This window comes from Sodalis sp. RH20 (assembly GCF_047324205.1).
Taxonomy (GTDB): domain Bacteria; phylum Pseudomonadota; class Gammaproteobacteria; order Enterobacterales; family Enterobacteriaceae; genus Acerihabitans.
Genome location: NZ_CP178733.1, coordinates 2602383 through 2620142 on the forward strand (window position 1 = coordinate 2602383; position 17760 = coordinate 2620142).

The window sequence follows — 17760 nt, forward strand, 5'->3', positions numbered from 1 at the left end:
GCTTATTTCTGACGGGTAAGGTTATGTCTTTGAATCGCAAGGAAACTCGCGCTGAATCACGCGCGTCCGACATCCGTAAAACATTCACGATGTCGTTGCTGGCAATGGTGGTACATGCCCTGCTCAACCCAATGCCGGCGCAGGCAACCGAAACAGACAACACGACAACCACCGGCGATGACCAGCAAAAGCTGGTGGTGTACGCAAGCCCCGACAACAAGGTTGCAGAAGAAAAACAGGACTACCAGGTACCCACCACGCGCGCTGGGACCAAACTGCTGCTGACGCCACGCGATGTGCCGCAGTCCGTCAGCGTGATAACTCAGCAGCGTATGCAGGATCAGCAGTTGCAAACCGTTACTGATGTGCTGAATAACACTACAGGTATCACCAGCAACCTGGTTGACAGCGAACGTTCCGAGTATTTTTCCCGCGGCTTCAAAATCACCAACTTCACCTTTGACGGCATTCCCACTTCGGTTGGCGATGCGTGGAACTACGGCGACGCCGCTTCAGATACGGCGATTTATGACCGTATTGAAGTGGTACGCGGCGCCACCGGCCTGATAACCGGCGCAGGCAGCCCATCGGCGTCCGTTAACATGGTACGTAAGCATGCGGACAGTAAAGAGCCCACCGGCACGGTAAGCGCCAGCTATGGCAGTTGGAACAAACAACGCTATGTTGCCGATGTTGCCGGCCCGCTGAATGATGATGGATCGGTGCGAGGTCGTGTGGTGACAGGCTACCAGGATCAGGACAGCTGGCTGGACCGATATCAGAAAAACAAAAAATTTCTCTATGGCGTGGTGGATGCGGATATCACTGATCACACCACCCTATCGCTTGGCTACGACTATGAGGACGCCGACACCGCAAACCCCACCTGGGGCGGCCTGCCGATGTTTTACAGCAATGGTTCACTGACGCACTACAACCGCAGCCTGAACTCCTCCGCCGACTGGACGTCTTATCACACCAACGCGCGCAAAGCGTATGCCGACCTGGTACATAGCTTTGATAACGGCTGGAACGTCCACGTTAATGGCACCCACGCGCAGAACACCTTTAGCGATAATCTGCTCTATGTCATGGATTATCCGGACCAGAGCACCGGCGAAGGTGTGACCGGTTACGGCAGCATGGACCGAGGCAAGCGTGAACTGACCTCCGTGGATGGCTACGCCAGCGGTCCGTTCAAGGCGTTTGGTCGCCGGCATCAGTTGATGGCCGGAATCAGCTACAGCCGCCAGCATAACGCCACCTACAGCCAGGACGGCATTACCGATCCCGACAATTACAACATCGCCGCCAGCGATATGGGCGCGTTTAACAATGGCTGGAATGGCAATATCGCCGAGCCGGAATGGCAGGGCTGGTATCTGAACGCGGATGATGTGATCCGCCAGAAATCAGCGTATACCGCCGCGCGCTTCTCTCTGGCGGACCCGCTGGCGCTGATTGTGGGTGCGCGTTATACCCAATGGAGCACCAATGGCAGCAGCGGCGATATGGAAAAAAACAACATCACGCCGTACGCGGGCCTGGTGTATGACATTAACGATACCTGGTCGGCCTACGCCAGCTATACCTCGATCTTCCAGCCGCAGACCTATCGCGACAGCGCCGGCCGCTATCTGTCGCCGGTTACCGGTAAAAGCTATGAAACCGGCCTGAAATCCGCCTGGTTGGATGGGCGCCTGACCGCCTCGGTCGCGGTGTTCCGTATCGAGCAGAACAGCGTCGGTACTGAACAGAATGGTGTTTATGTCAATAACAGCAGTGAGCAGGCCTACAAGGCAACCAAGGGAGCACGGAGCAAAGGGGCGGAATTTGAGCTGAACGGCGCGCTCACCGATAATCTGCAGTTGACGTTTGGCGCGACGCGTTATGTCGCGCGCGATAAAGAGGGCCGTTATAATCCGGACCAGCCGCAAACCGATTTCAAATTGTTTACGCGTTATCAAATGCCCATGTTGCCGGACCTGGCCATTGGCGGCGGCATCAACTGGCAGAACCGCGTGTTTGAAGATGTGACCGGGCCGGATGGCAGCACCCGGCGCGTTTATCAGAGCAGCTACCCGTTGGCGAACCTGTTTGCACGCTACCAGGTCACCAAACAGGTAGCTATACAGGCAAACGTTAATAATCTGTTTGACCGTACCTACTACACCTATATGAACAACTACGTTTACGGCGAGCCGCGTAATTTCTCGGTCAGCGCGTCTTATCAATTCTGATGCAGAACCACCGGGCCCTGGCTTAACAGGGCCCGGTAGCTTTATTTATAGTCGGTCTAACCTTTAGAAAGCTCCGTCGTTCTTCTGACTGCGGTCATCACGCTGCGCTGCAACCCCGCGGCAAAATCGCTGTTGTTGAGTTCGTACAATCCGTTGATTCCCACACCGGCAGGCGAATTGTTGATGTCCATCAGTTGACGCGGATGCCTCCCGCTGGCTTTCAGCATTTCCACGCCGCCGATCAGATTCTCCCAAACCACTTTACTGGCCTGCGGCCGCGACAATCCGCTCAACACGCCGGCATCCGTCAGCGATTCAATAAAGTAATACACATAATTCACCCCGGCGACGGCAAAACCGGTAAAGGCGTCAATGAGCCGTTCCTCAAGCAGCATCACTTTGCCGAAACTTTCCAGAAACGGCATCAGCGGCTCGGGTTGCACGTGCGGATTGAACACCACGCCACTGTAGCCAAAACCCGTGTCAGTCAGGGTGTTGGGAATGGTGCGCACAATCGGGCGGGTAGCCCCAAACAGTGTGCCCAGCCGTTCAAGGGTAACGCCCGCAATGATCGAAATGATGGTCGCCTGAGGCGAGGCGAGCTGGCAGATATGCTTCGCCACGCCGGCAATATCGTCCTGCGGACGGACGCCAAGCACGATGTATTCCGCCGCCGCCAGCGCTTCGCCGTCATTCAGCGGCGAAGCAAGCTGATAACGCTCGCGCAGCGCGGCAATGCGCCCGGCATCAATATCCATAAGTGTAATCTGGCTGGCCGAAACGGCCTGGCGGCTCAGGGCTGCGCGAATAATCGCTTCCGCCATCTGACCGGCGCCGACAAAATGAATCTGACTCATAATTGACTCCGTAAAAATGAAAACAGTGTGAGAATTAGTCTTTCAGCAATCTGTTCACCAGCGTTGCCCATATACCGATGCCCAGCGGGATAAGATCGTCGTTAAAGTCATAACGCGCGTTATGCAGGGAAGCAGAAGGGGTTGCGCCATCGGCGCCCAGCCAGAAATACGCGCCGGGACATCGCTCAAGCAGATAGCCGAAATCCTCTGCCGCCATCGACGGCGCATTATTGAAATGCACCCGCGTCACGCCGGGGGAATGCAGCGCCGCCGCGCGCACCGCTTCCGCCTGCTCCGGATGATTTTTTGTCACCGGATAACCCCATTCCCAGCGGACCTCGCCTCGCACGCCATAGGGCAACGGCACGGCGTTGACGTACTCTTCAATCAGCCGCCAGCAGGTGACGCGCGTTTCGTTGCTCAGGCAGCGCAATGTACCGGACATATGCAGCGTTTCGGGAATCACGTTGATAGCCTCCCCCGCCTGAAGCTGCGTCAGGCTGATCACCGTTTGTTCCAGCGGCGATAAGCGGCGTGAAATCAGGCTTTGCAGCGACAAAATAAGTTGCGCGCCGGCAACCACCGGATCGGCGCCGAGCTCCGGCATGGCGGCATGGCAGCCTTTTCCGGTCAGCGTGATATAGAAATTATCCTGGGAGGCCATCATCGGCCCCTGGCTAACGGCGACGTCGCCGACCGGCAAACCCGGCCAGTTGTGCAGCGCGTAAACACTGCTCATCGGAAAGCGTTCAAACAGCCCTTCATCCACCATCATCTTCCCGCCGCCGGCATTTTCTTCAGCAGGCTGGAAAATGAAATGCACCGTGCCGCGGAAATGACGGTTTTCACTCAGATGACGCGCCGCGCCAAGCAAAATGGCGGTATGTCCGTCGTGACCGCAGGCGTGCATCAGGGCAGGGTTTTGCGAGATATGAGCAAAATCATTCAGTTCCTGAATCGGCAGCGCATCGATATCCGCGCGTAAGCCAATCGATGGCCCTGCGCCGTTGCGCAGCGTCGCCACAATACCGGTTTCGGCAATGCCGCTGTGTACTTCCAGGCCGAAGGACAACAGACGCTCGCTGATTTTCCTGGCGGTACCGTGTTCTTTCAGACCCAGCTCAGGCCGGGCGTGGAATTCACGGCGCAACTGTTTTGCCTGGTCGATAATGTGTTGGGAAATGACGACCATAGATCCTCTGTGGTGATCTGCATTGATATATCGGTTTTTTCACAAATCCGGCGACAACGTCACAGCGTCTGTTTTTTACCGAAGTAAATACGTGCCAGCCCTTCTTTCGTCACTTCAACCGCATGTTCCGCGCTGAGCGAGACGTGCCGTTCAATTAACTGCGCGCCTTTGACAGCATCGCGGTGACGCAGCGCGGAGATAATGTCGACATGTTCATCGTAGGCGTTAATCCGGCGGCTTGGCGTTTCCAGATCGATACGGCGGAAGAAACGGATGAGTGAGTTGAGGCTGTCGAGCATCTCGTACAGACGCGAGTTATGCGAGATGCGGGCAATTTCCATATGGAACTTCTCATCGGCTTTGGCTATTTCCGTCCAGTCAGTGATCTCACCGGCGTCCGGCTGTTTGTCGCTGATCGCTTCCCAGATAGCGGCGGTCACGGCGATTTCTTCATCCGTCGCGCGCTGGCAGGCAAAGCGGAATGTCGCCTGCTCAATCACCATGCGTACTTCATATAATTCGCGCACGCCTTCCGGCGTAATGTCACGGGCATAAAATCCGCGATTGGGGACAAAACGCATAAAACCCTCTTTCGACAGGCGGTTCAGCGCTTCCCGTACGGGTGTTCTTGACACACCGAGCTGGCCGGACAGCTCGACCTCATTAACACGTTCGCCCGGTCGGAAGTGGTAGTCGATAGCCAGTAGTTTGACCTTCTCGTAAACCTTCTCAACGCTGTCGGCACTGCGGGGCTTTTTCTTTGGAACAATCACTGAGTCTCCTGTTGCGCTTAATTTTTTTGCTGACACCGTGCTAATACTCAATATTTAACATTGCAGCAGATATTCAATAATAGGTAATGTTTAAAGTGATATCACAGGAATAAATTCCACTCAACACATGTTTGCATACACTTTTGCGTTCACTTTAATTAATACTTATATATCAGGTAATTAATAATAATATGTTATTTAAGCCTATTATTTATCCATTAATTATCAAGTTGCACTATTGCAGTGCGACTGTTGCTCTAAAAAAGTGAAAAAATAGTCCTGTCGCGGAAAGAGATATTTTAAATCTGGATAAATGAATCATAGCGCCCTGCCCGGTTTAACCTTTTTCATTACACCTTTTTCCGTTGTTTTCCTTCATTATTTGATCTTTTTGCCCCACCCTTCACGCGTTGTTTTTTTCAATAAGTGTACACATGGCATAAAACTTGCCTTTGAACATAAGTGTATTCACTTGTTTATTCACTTTATCGTAGTACTAAAAGCTCCGGAGAACACTAATGAAAACCCGCTTTCGCCGTATCGTTATTCTGTCTGCGTTGACCAGCCTGCCGTTGCTGAGCGCCGTTCCTCCCGCTTTAGCCGATATCAAACTGGGCGCCATCCTGCCCTTAACCGGTACCAGCGCCAGCATTGGTGAAGATCAGCGTCGTGGTATTGAACTGGCCGTTGAGAAGCTCAATGCCAAAGGCGGCGTCGCGGGACAAAAGCTGGATGTGGTGGTGGAAGACTCGGCGGGAAGCCCGGTAACAGGGCTGAATGCGGTCAGGAAACTCACCCAGGTGGATAAAGTGCCCTTGGTCGTGGGCGATTTTTCCTCAAGCGTCACCATTCCCATCGGCCAGTATCTGGTGAAGAACAATCTGGTCCACATCAACATTTCCGGCACCAGCGCGGATGTACGAAAAATTGGCCAATCCTCTTACAGCGTGATCGGCCTGGATGATCTTTCCGCCCGTTTTTCCGCCGATGACGTGTGGAAACAGGGTTATCACAATGTCGCTTTTATCGCGCCGGATGGCGCTTACGGCCAGGGCATGGCGCAGCAGTTCAGGCAGGCGTTTGAAAAGCTGGGCGGTAAAGTGACGGCGAAAGTGCTGTACGCCAGCGGCCAGCCTTCCTACCGCCGCGAACTGGAGCAACTATCCCGCGCCAAACCTGACGCCTATGTCTACACCAGCTACGGCCAGGACGCCATCGTCCTGAACCGTGAAGCCTGGGAACTGGGCATGGGCAAAACGCCGTGGTATGGCATGTATCTGACCATGGCGATTGCCGATTCACCGGCGCAATACACCAACGGGCAGATCGGCATGGAAGTGTCCGGCATGGCGCAAAAAACCGACGGCCAGAGTTACGGCGACAACTATCAGCAGCGTTTCCACGAAAAACCCCGTTCCGTCTACGGCAGCTACGCCTATGACAGCATCATGCTGGCTGCGGCGGCCATCGATAAAGCCCACGACGCCAGCCCGGCGGCGCTGATCGCCGCCATGAAAACGGTCGCGCCGACATTTACCGGCATAACCGGCACGCTGAATCTGGACGCTGATAATCAGCGCCAGACCCAACCTTACCTGAAGGTGAAAGCCTTTAACGGCGAACCCGTAGCGCGCTAAGGTCACCGGCCGCGATCGTTTCCTTGTGTCATTTTGTTCAGGAAAGCATCATGTTGCAGTTTATTGTTGATACGCTAATCCGCACCGCCGATTTGTCCCTGGTCGCGCTCGGGCTGAGCCTGGTCTACGGTTTGGTACGGTTTGCCAATATCGCCCATGTACAGTACGCCATGGTCGGGGCCTTCCTGACCGCCGGCGGCATGAAAATGGGCATGCCTTTTTCGCTGGCAGTGTTGTTTTCAGCGCTGTCGTGCGGCATTTTAGCCGTGCTGCTGCATCACTGGGTGTTTCAGCGCCTGCTTAACGCCGGGGCGGCGAATGCCATGATAGGCTCCCTCGCCGTCTCGATGGTCATGATTGCACTGATATTAGGCGTCGAGGGATCGGCGCCCGTCAGCTATCACCTGCCGATCGGCAATACCTGGCAGTGGGGCGAAATCCGCATTTCCGCTGACGAATGCTGGAGCCTCGTCGCCACGGTCGCCATCATTCTTATCTTCAACTTTTTACTGTTTTTCACCCCGCAGGGGCGTTCCATTCGCGCGCTGGCCAGTAACCGCGAGCTGGCGGCGGCATCCGGTCTGAATGCCAAAGCCATCATCCACACCGTCAATATGATCGCCGGCATGATCGCCGCCGTCGGCGGCGCGTTGATCGCCATGAACGGCAGTGCCTATATCAACCAGGGAAATGACCTGATGCTACCGGTACTGGCCGCCGCCATTCTCGGAGGGCTGGGCAACCCGATGGGCGCCATTTTCGGCGCGCTGCTGATTGCCGTGACGGAAACACTGGTCACCAACATTAACTGGGGATGGCTGTATGGCGAGGAAATGGTGTTTATGCCCACCACCTGGATTAACGCGGCGTCGTTTGTGATGCTGCTGCTGGCCCTGCTGCTACGCCCTTATGGCTTATTCAACCGGGAGGTGCGCCGTGTCTGAATTTCTGTTGCATATTTTCTGCATCGCCGGCATTTACGCGATGATCGCGCTGGCGCTTAACCTGCAGGCCGGTTATGCCGGTTTGCTCAACTTCGGTCATATCGCGTTTGTCGGTATCGGGGCTTACGCCATCGGGATCGGCAGCCAGTTTTCCTTGCCTTTATGGCTGGTGATCCCGGCCGGGATCGTGCTGGCCATGATGGTCTGCGCCGTCATGGCGCTGCTCGGGCGTCAGCTTTCCGCCGATTACTGGGGGATCGCCACGCTGGCGCTGGCGGAGATCATCCGTATTGCGGTGATCAACGAAGAAGGACTGACCGGCGGCGGCCAGGGGATCGGCAACATTTCCGCGCCGTGGCCTACGGGTCTGCAACAACCGGATGTGCTGATCTTCACCGTGCTGGTCCTGCTGTGTATCGCTCTTTGCACTGTTATCTCTGTACGCGTGGGCAACAGCCGGTTCGGGCGTGCTTTACGGCTGATGCGCGAACAGCCGCAACTGGCGATGTGCCTGGGATATTCACTGCTGTGGCTCAAATGCCGGGCACTGATGTGCAGCGCGGTGATGTGCGCTATCGCGGGGATGTTGCTTGCCTGGTACACCAACTACGTCAGCCCGGATTACCTGCTTTCTTCCGAAACCTTCCTTATCTGGAGCATGGTGATGATCGGCGGCATCGGCAATGTGCGCGGGGTGCTGGCTGGGGTGGTGGTGGTCGAAGGGTTATACAACTTTATTCCCTTCGCCAAAGACTGGCTGCAGATGAGTTCTGATCTGACCGGCGCGCTGCGCCTCGGGCTGGTGGGGCTGGTGATGCTGATCGGATTGTTACTGCGTCCGGGCGGTATTCTGCCTGAAAAGCTGAGGATCATACCATGACGATATCTCTGTTCGTGGACAACATCAGCAAAGCCTTCGGGGGCAATCAGGTGCTGAAATCGGTCACGTTTAGCCTGCAAAAAGGCGAGATCCTGGGGCTGCTGGGGCCGAACGGTTCCGGAAAAAGCACCCTGCTCAACGCGATCTCCGGGTTTACCGCCATCGACAGCGGCACGATTACCGCCGGCGCAGAGCGCATCGACAAAATGCCCCCACACCGCATCATCAGGGCAGGCATTGCGCGCACCTTCCAGCTCCCGGCCATGCCGGCGAAAATGACGGTCATGGAGGTGGTGATGGCCGCCGGCACCCGTCATCACGGTATCTGGAACGGGCTGTTTTCACTGCCTTCCGGGCGGCGGGCTGAGAGGAAAGATCATATGAAAGCCACCGGATTGCTCGACACACTGCTATTGACCAAAGTACGGGATCTGCCCGCTGCGGCGCTTTCCGGCGGCCAGAAAAAACTGCTGGGCATTGCCTGTGCGCTGATGGGCGATCCGGACATCCTGATGCTTGACGAACCGATGGCCGGCGTACACCCGACACTGCGTCAGGAGTTGGTGGCGACGCTGCAAACCCTTAGCGGCAACGGTATTTCACTGGTTATCATCGAGCATGATATGCACTTTATAACATCGCTTTGCGAGCGTTGCATTGTGCTGGATCGCGGGCATATCGTCGCCAGTTGCCATCCCGATGATTTATCTAAAAACCAGGAAGTGCTGGATGCCTATCTCGGCGGCGCAAGCCGAGCCCTGAAGGAGGCCGTATGATCAGAATTCATGATGTCGTCGCCGGTTACACCCCGGGCGTGGATATTCTGCAGGGCATTTCGCTGGACGTTTCCCAGGCGGAAATCGTCACCCTGCTCGGGCCGAACGGCTGTGGGAAATCCACCCTGCTCAAATGCATCGCCGGGTTTCTGACGCCGCGCCATGGCGAGGTTCGTCTTAACGGCGAGGAAACCGGCAGCATCCCGATCCACCGCAAAGTCCGCGAATGCTCGCTGGGTTTTGTTCCGCAGCTCGATAATGTGTTCAACAGCCTGAGCGTGGCGGAAAATCTGCAAACCGGCGGCCAGTTTTTGCCGCCGGCCAAACGTAAACGGCGCATGGAACAACTCTGCGAAATGTATCCTTTGTTGCGGAAAAAATGGCAGGCGCCGGCCTCGGCGCTGTCCGGCGGCGAACGGCAGATTCTGGCCCTCACCCGCGCGCTGATGCCCGAACCGGCCATTTTGCTGCTGGATGAGCCTTCAGCCGGGCTGTCACCGAAAATGCTCGACGAAGTATTCAGCGCGATTCAGGCCATCCGCCAGCTGGAAAAAGTCACTATTCTGATGGTCGAGCAAAATGCGATGGAAGCCCTGCATATCTCCGACCGCGCCTATATTCTTGCGCTCGGCAACGTCGCGCTGACCGGCAATGCCCGTGATTTACTTAGCGATGCGCGCATGAGCGAACTCTACTTTGGAGGGCGCACCGCGTAAACCATGCTTTTATCCTCCACCCCATGTTCAACGACGCCAATACAAACAGATTGGGAGAATAGGCTATGTCTCAGTTAACCCCGGTGATCGATCACGCGGTGATCAATGTTGACGATCATCTTGACGACGCGCGGGCGTTATTTCTCCGCCTGGGATTTCAGTTGACCGCACGCGGGCATCACTCGATGGGTTCGAGTAATCATCTGGCGATTTTTGGCGAAAACTACCTGGAACTGCTGGGCTATGAACAAGATAACACCGGCGCCGCTAAAGGTTTGTGGCAACCGCCGTTGGGCTTAGCCGGTCTGGTCTGGAAAACGGGCGATGCCGGTGCGGCCTTTCGGCAGTTACAAGCCTGCCGGTTGGCAGCCGAGCCGCCGACCGCTTTTTCCCGCCGGGTTACCCTGCCCGATAGCCGCATTGTTGAAGCCCGGTTTTGCATCACCCGTATCGATGCCCGCCGGATCCCCAACGGTTTCAGTTTTTTCTGCCAGCATCTGACGCCCGATGCGGTATGGCAGCCAGCGTGGCAGCAACATCCGAATGGCGTGCAGGATCTCTGCGGGTTTGTGATGGTGGCGGACGATACGGAAAACGCCATGCAGATCTATGCGCAGCTGTTCGGGCCGGAACATGCGTTCAGCAAAATGGGCGGGGAATATTTCCTGCAGGCGGGGAAAACCCGGCTGCGGTTTATCACTCCCGAGCAAGCCAGACAGGCGTTTATTGCCCTGCCGGAGGATTACGCCGGGGAAACGAGAATGAGCGCACTGGAGTTTCGGGTATCGTCCCTGGCACAGGTAAGAGCCGTCCTGGAGAAAGGAGATATCCGGTTCAGCGCAACCCATAACAGGGTTGTTGTTTCCCCGGCCGCGGCATTTAAGGTCACGCTGAGTTTTCGCGAGTAAGTTGTAAGGCGCAGGCATTCAACACAAGGCCGCCCAGGGTGATTACTGGTCACGACAAATCTCAATATATTGATATATATGAATTTTAATTCTTGGCGTAAAAATTGCTTCTCATCCTGTCAGGTTCTACACAACAGCGAACAGGCCAATGTCTTTATTTTATAAAAATCCCATTATCCACGCCGACTATGCCGACCCGGATATCATCAGGACCGGCGGCGATTTTTGGCTGGTGTCGTCCAGTTTTAATCACGTTCCCGGCCTGCCCCTGCTGCACTCGCGCGACTTGATCCACTGGACGCTGGTCAACCATGTGGTGCCGCGGCTGCCGTTTGCCAGCTATAACGCAGTGCAACCCGGCAAGGGCATCTGGGCCCCCAGTATTCGTTATCATGCCGGGCGCTATTGGGTTTTTTTCAGTACCCCGGACGAGGGTATTTTTGTCTGTCACAGCACCGATCCGCTGGGGGAATGGAGCGCGCCGCATTGCCTGCAAAAAGTGTCCGGTTGGATCGATCCCTGCCCGTTCTGGGATGACGACGGCCGCGCTTGGCTGGTCCATGCCTTCGCCTATAGCCGCAGCGGCATCAAAAATAAGCTTCAGTTAATCGAGATGGCGCCGGATGCCTCGCGTTTGCTGGATGACGGGCAGATTATTTTTGACGGCACGCCCTCCCATCCGACGCTTGAGGGGCCAAAGCTGTACAAACGCGCAGGCGAATACTGGATATTCGCTCCGGCCGGCGGAGTAAAACGCGGCTGGCAAACCGTGCTGCGCGCCGCCCGCCTTCAGGGGCCGTGGGAAAGTCGCGATGTACTGCACCAGGGCGACACCTCTGTTAACGGTCCACATCAGGGGGGCTGGGTGGCGCTGGAGAATGGCGAGGATTGGTTTCTCCATTTTCAGGATAAAGGCCTGTATGGCCGGATAGTTCATTTGCAGCCGCTGCGTTGGCTCGACGACGGCTGGCCGCTGATCGGCGAGACCAGCGACGAACCCGGCAAAGGGCAACCGGTGCTCATACATCCGATACCCGATTTGCCTTACTGCCCCGGCGAAATCCAGTCCAGCGATGATTTTGCCGACGGCCGCCCCGGTAAGCAGTGGCAATGGCAGGCCAATCCCGCTGACGACTGGATAAGCCCCGGCCGGCCGGGGCTACGGCTGCGCTGCGCGCCCTTAGCTGCCTGGAATGGCGTACCGGCGTTATATACGACGCCACAGCTCCTGCTGCAGAAATTTCCAGCCGTCCGTTTTTCCGTGTGCTGCGGCGTTACCCCGCACTTTCTGCAACCCGGGGATGAAGGCGGGCTGATGGTTTATGGAGAACGCTACGCCGCGCTGACGCTGTATCTAGAACAAAAGCGCCTATGGCTTGGCTTGCGCCATGGCTGGATAAGCGAGCGCGGTATCTTGACGGAGCACAGGGTGCCGGTCGCTGATGTCACCGATTATCGGGTTTTGGCGCTGGCCTGCGATGTCGGCGATGACGGGATTTGCCATTTCCGCTATCACGCCGCAGGGCAGGCCTGGGCAACGGTATCGCCACGGTTTTCCGCCGGCGCGGGAAAATGGGTCGGCGCTAAAATGGGTATCTATGCGGCTTCAACGAATCACCATTCCAACGGAAATATCCACTTTGACTATTTTACAGTTAAGAAAAAATAACGCCGGGGGCGGTAAATCCGCCCCACAGACGCTACAGCCCAAGGGATAAGCGATGGTAAATATGTTCGGCCTGCCGGCGTATCCGCGCCTCATCGCCGGTTAAACGCATTGCAATGGAAAAGGCAAAATCGAACGCCGTCCCCAGCCCCCGTCCACTTAATAAATTACCGTCTTCCACTACCGGGGCGTCGACATACACGCCGTCAGTAACGGTAGCCGACAAAGTGCCGGAACAGACATAACGGCGTCCTTTTAACAGCTTATGCGGGGCAAGGACGCGTGCGGCCGCTGAGCATAGCGGGCAAAGCCATTTTCCCGCATTATCATGGCGACGAATAAAATCGATCGCGGCCTGGTTCTCAGCGAGGTTTTGCGCCCCGAGGGGGCCGCCCGGGATCACGACCGCGTCGTACAGCGCCGTTGGACTTTCGCTGATTAACGCATCAGCCGTTACATGCAGGCCGTGGTAGCTGACCAGCGTGCGAGTGGCGCAGCAGGCCAGCATGGTTACCGCTATATCAAGCCGCTTTAGCACATCAAGGATAATAATCGCCTCGGCCTCTTCAAATCCCGGCGCCAATAATAGCGCCACCTGTTTTACTCTCATAGCGTTTGGGTGGGCCGCTCACCCACCCCCTTTATCAGAATAAATAATAGCGAATTCCTAAACGGAACCGCACCTGATTATCATTATTTTGATCCTGGTCCAGCCATGCCACTTCCGCATAGGGCATCCAATGCTGATTAACACGGTAACGGGCGACAATGCTCGGTTCCCAATGGGTTTTTTTACCATTGGAAGCATAATAATCGCCTGTATTAATGAAAAACTCAGGATTAAGCTGTAGCCATAATTTATCCGTGGCCTGATAGTTCAGGAACAGATCAATTTGATGACTATCATTATAATCCATTTCATTATTATAGTCCCTTTCCTGGTGGGTCATGTGATTATAACGATAACGCGTTGATACATTAAAAACTTTACTGAATTTATAATCCAGGCTGACATAGGGCGCCAGTTTGGTGCCGCCACTATCAATATCCGTTAAGCCGCCTGGGGTAATACTCCATTTATCGGCTAAAGGTACCGGATACCATCCCTCATATTCCTGAAAAGAACTTCTCAACTGACCGAAATCCTGGCCCAAATCATACATTGACGAGACCAGCACACCAGCCCCATTATCAAAAATATGACCGGCGCCAATTTTATACTGGTTTTTCTCTGATGCGGTGGTATGTGCATAACGGTTGTCGATCCAGGTAGCGGATGCCATGGCGTTCAGGGTACAGCAGGCCACAGGCAGACCTATGGCCAGAAAAGTTATTTTTTTCATATTCTATCCTGCTCTTATTTTTGTTTGATCATTTGTGATAAACAGGGACCCACGGAAACAGCCATTCCGTGTATCAGCTTATTAAATGACAACGATATTATTTATCTCATCAAAAAATTCATTACCTTATCCTTATCGGCTAAAAGAAATAAAGTTAAAACTTTTCGCCGACATGACAATAAAGCAATTGTTATGCCAGATTATTAATTGCTTTATTTACAATGGGTTATTTGTATATATCGTTATTTTTTCTACACTCCAAAAATAATACGCCCGCTATAACATTGTGTTTAAAAAACTCAGGGCAATCATCAACACTAAATTTGAACCTAATCACACTCAAATAATTTACTGTTAATAACAAAATGCTCAAGAACCTTTGCCGCCCCATCATGTTCGTTATTATCCGTCACCCAATCGGCCAGTGATTTTATTTCTGGCGCAGCATTGCCCATTGCCACCCCTACGCCGGCAAAGAAAAGCATTTCTTTATCATTTTGTTCATCGCCCACGGCGATAATATGCCTCGCTGGAATATCCAGACGTGCGGCCAAAGTTCGGCAGGCGGAACCTTTATGTACGCCCTTTTTCATCACTTCATAATAGTTAGGCTCACTGCGAACAAAATGATAGCATCCGGCGATATCCGCAGGGATCAATATCGGTAACGCGTCGATTTTTTCCTTTTGCTCGATAAACATCATTTTTGGCGGGCGGCGCGGCGTATTCTGCCAACCGTCTGGCAATGTCATCACCGGCAGTTGACTAAACAGATGCCCGCCCGCGTCTGAGGTGAGCGGAAAATCAGTCAGTAGCTGATTATTTTCGAGCATATAGCAGGCATACCCCAACCGCCGGCCGAGCTGACTCAATATCAGGACATCGCGGTGGTCGAGACATTCCTCGGCAATACACTGTCTTTGTTGCTGGCTCCAGATAATAGCGCCGTTACAGGCGATGACGTAACCAGGCATATCGCCCAACGGTAATTGCCGCAGCACATTGCGCACGCTGTCCAATGAACGTCCCGAGGCCAGGGCGATCGTGACGCCAAGCTTGGCTGCGCGCTGTACCGCGTCTTTGAACCGCGGGGTGAGTTTTTTTTGCGGGGTCAACGCCGTACCATCCAGATCAAAAACGACCAGGCGATAGCAGCTACCTCTCGCAGCAGCGGTTATGTCATTATCTGATGGCAAAGGGCTTCTCCTTGTAGCCAACGACTGAATTCCGCCAGTACACAGTCAGCCAGGCGCTGGGTTTCATGATTCAACGCGCCGGCGATGTGGCTGCTTAATTGGATATTCGGCAGTTGGTAGAGTGGCGAATCGGCCACGGGTGGTTCCGGTTTGGTGACATCCAGCAACGCGGTAAGGTCCGGGCGCCGGCTGAATACCTCAATCAGCTCCGGCTCATTCACCTGTAAGCCGCGCCCGGTATTGATAAACACCGCCCCAGGGCGCATGCGGCGAAACAAACTCCCATTCAGCACGCCGACATTATCGGGACGATTCGGCAGATGGTTGCTGATAACGAACGCCGTTTCAAACACCTGCTCCAGCGATACCGTCCGGCGCGCAGCGCGCGACGGCACGCTGACGACGTCAAGCTCGAATGGCGCCAGCAAGCCGGTTAACGTTTGTGCTATCGCTCCGGCGCCGAGCAATGCCACCTGTTCCCCATAAGCGCCGGGCGCAGGATGCCGGTTACTCAGGTCATCAAATACCGCGGGAGCGCCATAGTCGCGATGATTACGGAAATAGCCTTTGCAAGCCAGCAGGATCTGCGCCAGACAAAATTCCGCCACCGACACGGCGTTGGCCCGCCAGGCGCTGACCACGGTTATCCCCCGCGACAGCAATGGCGCTGAGAACGTTTGCGTCGTCCCGGCGGCGTAAAACACCGCTTTCAGTTTTGGTAATTGATCGAGCTGCCGTTCGCTCAGTGGAAACATTCCCCAACTTGAGAAGATCACCTCAACCTGCGCCAGCTTTGGTAATTCCTGCGCCAGCATATCCTGCGTCACGATACGCGGGTAAAGCCGGCATAGCGCGGAAAGCCGTTGCCAACGGCCACGGGAGAAAACGTGCAAAAATTTTTCAGGCTGGTTGGAAAAGCAGGCGGCGTGACAAAGCATATCCTGAGTCCATAAGTCATCCCCTCTTCGCATGAAAAGGGGATGGGGGTTAGACAATGCCGATGCCGGCGGCGGCGAAGCCAAGCACAATCAGGACAATAAGCACTTTGTTCGGGCTGACCTTTTTATTCAGCAGACGCAGGCAAACCAGCACCAGCAGGAGCGGAATCAACCCAACGCAAATTTTATCGAGGATCTCCTGCAACACGAATGGCTGCCCGGCAATGGTGGTTTTATACGTGGTGGTGAACTTTACCATCGAGGCGCTCATCGCCCCTACCATCATCAACCCCATGATGGAGGACGCCTTAGTGATACACCCCAGCAGCCCAGATTGGGTGGCCTCGGCGATATATTTCGACCCGAGCCGGTAGCCCATGACCCCGCCGTAATATCGAATCAAATAGCTGGGAATGTTGTATATCAGCAGGAACAACAGCGGCCCGAGAGGGTTACCCTGCGAAGACAAGCCAATGGCTATGCCGGTGGCGATAATACGCAGCACGCCGTAAAAAAATGAGTCGCCTACACCGGCAAATGGACCCATCAGCGCCACTTTAATGCCGTTAATACTCGAGGTATCAAATGCCGGATTACCGGCATTCTCCTTTTCCATCGATAACGTCAAACCCATAATAAACGGCGCCAGATGCTGGTTAGTATTGAAAAATTGGCTATTGCGCTTAAGCGCATCCAGATAGCGATGAGGCTCTGGATAGATTTTGCGCAGCATCGGCGCCAGCGCCCAGCCATAGTTCAAGCCCTCCATGCGGGTAAAATTCATCGCCCCCAGCAATTGGAATTGGCGGATAAATAACTGGCGGAACATTTTCTTTTCGTCTTTATCGCTGCTATAGGCGACAGTGTCTCTTATCTGGATATCAGTCATTAAAGAACCCATCCTTATCGTCGACGGAAACCGCATGCGCATTGCCGGCGTTTTGTTTGTTTAATTTGAGTTGATTGAATTCGTTAAAGCACAGGTAAACCGCTATGGAGGCGGCGATAATGGCGATACCCATGATCGGCAGTTTCAAATACGCCGCCAGCGCAAAACCAATAAAAAAGAAGGCGGCGATATTGCGATGCCAAAGCGCTCTAAGCAGGATGGCGAACCCCAGCGCCGGCAGGATGCCGCCCACCGCGGTCATGCCGCGCATCACGGTACCGGGGATGTTCTCCACCAGGCTGCGGATAACGTCGGTGCCGAACAGCACGCCGAAAAAGGCGATGATCGCAAACGGCACGCCATAAAACATCGTCATGCCGAAGGTCAGGCCAAGCGCCGCGCGATCATGGCCCTGTTCAAGCAGGGCGTCATATTTTTCCACCAGCGCGGTGTACACCAGCTTCAGCACCTGGTAGACAAACACCGCCAGCAGGCTTATCGGCAATGCCAGCGCCACGGCCACCGCCGGTTCGGCATGGGTCAGGATGGTAAAGGCGGTGGCCAGCACCGAACCCACCGCCAGATCGGCGGGCACCGAGCCGCCGATAGTGATGGTGCCGAGGAAAATCAGTTCCAGGCTGGCGCCGATAATGATGCCCTGCTGAAAATCGCCCAACACCAATCCCACCATGGCGCCGCAGACCAGCGGACGTTCAATTAACGGCTGGCCGAGGGTGTGGTCGAAGAATTTGGCGATATACATCACCAGAGCAACAAGTAATGCCGGAGTTAACATACTGTCCTC

Annotated in this window: 17 protein-coding genes; 8 read left to right on the plus strand and 9 right to left on the minus strand. The window is 54.9% G+C overall.

The window, feature by feature from the left end; all coding sequences use genetic code 11:
- The first annotated feature begins 23 nt into the window (after positions 1–23).
- Complete coding sequence (gene fhuE, locus ACL2XM_RS12060; protein WP_413722563.1) at positions 24–2240, plus strand: ferric-rhodotorulic acid/ferric-coprogen receptor FhuE; 2217 nt, start codon at positions 24–26, stop codon at positions 2238–2240.
- 56 nt (positions 2241–2296) lie between these two features.
- Here the strand turns inward: fhuE and ACL2XM_RS12065 are convergent, their stop codons facing one another.
- Genes ACL2XM_RS12065 through ACL2XM_RS12075 form a run of 3 tightly spaced genes read right to left on the minus strand, consistent with a single transcriptional unit; the run spans position 2297 to position 5062 of the window.
- Positions 2297–3097 carry a pyrroline-5-carboxylate reductase family protein gene (locus ACL2XM_RS12065; protein WP_410015518.1) on the minus strand — a complete coding sequence of 267 codons (801 nt, stop codon included), beginning with the start codon at positions 3095–3097 and terminating at the stop codon, positions 2297–2299.
- A 34-nt stretch (positions 3098–3131) separates the two neighbouring features.
- Positions 3132–4289, minus strand: coding sequence for a M20 aminoacylase family protein (locus tag ACL2XM_RS12070; RefSeq protein ID WP_410015519.1), 1158 nt, complete (start codon positions 4287–4289; stop codon positions 3132–3134).
- Positions 4290–4348: 59 nt separating this feature from the next.
- Positions 4349–5062: a GntR family transcriptional regulator gene (locus ACL2XM_RS12075; protein WP_410015520.1), complete on the minus strand. Its 714-nt coding sequence runs from the start codon at positions 5060–5062 to the stop codon at positions 4349–4351.
- 518 nt (positions 5063–5580) lie between these two features.
- Between ACL2XM_RS12075 and ACL2XM_RS12080 the strand changes: the two genes are divergently transcribed.
- From ACL2XM_RS12080 to ACL2XM_RS12110, 7 genes are all read left to right on the plus strand, one after another.
- Positions 5581–6699: an ABC transporter substrate-binding protein gene (locus tag ACL2XM_RS12080; RefSeq protein ID WP_410015521.1), complete on the plus strand. Its 1119-nt coding sequence runs from the start codon at positions 5581–5583 to the stop codon at positions 6697–6699.
- 50 nt (positions 6700–6749) lie between these two features.
- Positions 6750–7643, plus strand: a complete 894-nt coding sequence (locus ACL2XM_RS12085) for a branched-chain amino acid ABC transporter permease (protein ID WP_410015522.1) — start codon at positions 6750–6752, stop codon at positions 7641–7643.
- The gene (locus tag ACL2XM_RS12090; protein WP_413733022.1) at positions 7636–8523 is read left to right on the plus strand and encodes a branched-chain amino acid ABC transporter permease; all 888 of its coding nucleotides are present in this window, start codon (positions 7636–7638) and stop codon (positions 8521–8523) included. Before ACL2XM_RS12085 ends, ACL2XM_RS12090 begins: the two co-directional genes overlap by 8 nt.
- Complete coding sequence (locus tag ACL2XM_RS12095) at positions 8520–9299, plus strand: ABC transporter ATP-binding protein (RefSeq protein ID WP_413728571.1); 780 nt, start codon at positions 8520–8522, stop codon at positions 9297–9299. Before ACL2XM_RS12090 ends, ACL2XM_RS12095 begins: the two co-directional genes overlap by 4 nt.
- Complete coding sequence (locus ACL2XM_RS12100) at positions 9296–10015, plus strand: ABC transporter ATP-binding protein (protein ID WP_410015525.1); 720 nt, start codon at positions 9296–9298, stop codon at positions 10013–10015. Before ACL2XM_RS12095 ends, ACL2XM_RS12100 begins: the two co-directional genes overlap by 4 nt.
- A 65-nt stretch (positions 10016–10080) precedes the next feature.
- Positions 10081–10923 carry a VOC family protein gene (locus ACL2XM_RS12105; RefSeq protein ID WP_413728572.1) on the plus strand — a complete coding sequence of 281 codons (843 nt, stop codon included), beginning with the start codon at positions 10081–10083 and terminating at the stop codon, positions 10921–10923.
- Between the two features lie 148 nt (positions 10924–11071).
- Positions 11072–12592, plus strand: a complete 1521-nt coding sequence (locus ACL2XM_RS12110) for a glycoside hydrolase 43 family protein (RefSeq protein WP_413730595.1) — start codon at positions 11072–11074, stop codon at positions 12590–12592.
- A 31-nt stretch (positions 12593–12623) separates the two neighbouring features.
- On the opposite strand, the gene ACL2XM_RS12115 is transcribed toward ACL2XM_RS12110, so the two are convergent.
- The 6 genes from ACL2XM_RS12115 to ACL2XM_RS12140 form a co-directional block, all read right to left on the minus strand.
- Positions 12624–13199, minus strand: a complete 576-nt coding sequence (locus tag ACL2XM_RS12115; protein WP_410015528.1) for a DJ-1/PfpI family protein — start codon at positions 13197–13199, stop codon at positions 12624–12626.
- A 34-nt stretch (positions 13200–13233) separates the two neighbouring features.
- Positions 13234–13932, minus strand: coding sequence for an oligogalacturonate-specific porin KdgM family protein (locus tag ACL2XM_RS12120; protein WP_413722557.1), 699 nt, complete (start codon positions 13930–13932; stop codon positions 13234–13236).
- Between the two features lie 329 nt (positions 13933–14261).
- The gene (locus ACL2XM_RS12125) at positions 14262–15128 is read right to left on the minus strand and encodes a Cof-type HAD-IIB family hydrolase (protein WP_413722556.1); all 867 of its coding nucleotides are present in this window, start codon (positions 15126–15128) and stop codon (positions 14262–14264) included.
- Positions 15107–16066, minus strand: a complete 960-nt coding sequence (locus ACL2XM_RS12130) for a hydroxyacid dehydrogenase (protein WP_413722555.1) — start codon at positions 16064–16066, stop codon at positions 15107–15109. Before ACL2XM_RS12130 ends, ACL2XM_RS12125 begins: the two co-directional genes overlap by 22 nt.
- 49 nt (positions 16067–16115) lie before the next feature.
- The gene (locus ACL2XM_RS12135; RefSeq protein WP_413728573.1) at positions 16116–16955 is read right to left on the minus strand and encodes a PTS system mannose/fructose/sorbose family transporter subunit IID; all 840 of its coding nucleotides are present in this window, start codon (positions 16953–16955) and stop codon (positions 16116–16118) included.
- The gene (locus tag ACL2XM_RS12140; RefSeq protein WP_413728574.1) at positions 16948–17751 is read right to left on the minus strand and encodes a PTS mannose/fructose/sorbose/N-acetylgalactosamine transporter subunit IIC; all 804 of its coding nucleotides are present in this window, start codon (positions 17749–17751) and stop codon (positions 16948–16950) included. Before ACL2XM_RS12140 ends, ACL2XM_RS12135 begins: the two co-directional genes overlap by 8 nt.
- Between the last annotated feature and the right edge of the window lie 9 nt (positions 17752–17760).

Excerpts from the sequence above, each read along its gene's own strand:
- fhuE (WP_413722563.1), top strand. The coding sequence starts at position 24 with ATGTCTTTGAATCGCAAGGAAACTCGCGCTGAATCACGCGCGTCCGAC.
- ACL2XM_RS12065 (WP_410015518.1), bottom strand. The coding sequence starts at position 3,097 with ATGAGTCAGATTCATTTTGTCGGCGCCGGTCAGATGGCGGAAGCGATT.
- ACL2XM_RS12070 (WP_410015519.1), bottom strand. The coding sequence starts at position 4,289 with ATGGTCGTCATTTCCCAACACATTATCGACCAGGCAAAACAGTTGCGC.
- ACL2XM_RS12080 (WP_410015521.1), top strand. The coding sequence starts at position 5,581 with ATGAAAACCCGCTTTCGCCGTATCGTTATTCTGTCTGCGTTGACCAGC.
- ACL2XM_RS12085 (WP_410015522.1), top strand. The coding sequence starts at position 6,750 with ATGTTGCAGTTTATTGTTGATACGCTAATCCGCACCGCCGATTTGTCC.
- ACL2XM_RS12095 (WP_413728571.1), top strand. The coding sequence starts at position 8,520 with ATGACGATATCTCTGTTCGTGGACAACATCAGCAAAGCCTTCGGGGGC.
- ACL2XM_RS12100 (WP_410015525.1), top strand. The coding sequence starts at position 9,296 with ATGATCAGAATTCATGATGTCGTCGCCGGTTACACCCCGGGCGTGGAT.
- ACL2XM_RS12105 (WP_413728572.1), top strand. The coding sequence starts at position 10,081 with ATGTCTCAGTTAACCCCGGTGATCGATCACGCGGTGATCAATGTTGAC.
- ACL2XM_RS12110 (WP_413730595.1), top strand. The coding sequence starts at position 11,072 with ATGTCTTTATTTTATAAAAATCCCATTATCCACGCCGACTATGCCGAC.
- ACL2XM_RS12115 (WP_410015528.1), bottom strand. The coding sequence starts at position 13,199 with ATGAGAGTAAAACAGGTGGCGCTATTATTGGCGCCGGGATTTGAAGAG.
- ACL2XM_RS12120 (WP_413722557.1), bottom strand. The coding sequence starts at position 13,932 with ATGAAAAAAATAACTTTTCTGGCCATAGGTCTGCCTGTGGCCTGCTGT.
- ACL2XM_RS12130 (WP_413722555.1), bottom strand. The coding sequence starts at position 16,066 with ATGCTTTGTCACGCCGCCTGCTTTTCCAACCAGCCTGAAAAATTTTTG.
- ACL2XM_RS12135 (WP_413728573.1), bottom strand. The coding sequence starts at position 16,955 with ATGACTGATATCCAGATAAGAGACACTGTCGCCTATAGCAGCGATAAA.
- ACL2XM_RS12140 (WP_413728574.1), bottom strand. The coding sequence starts at position 17,751 with ATGTTAACTCCGGCATTACTTGTTGCTCTGGTGATGTATATCGCCAAA.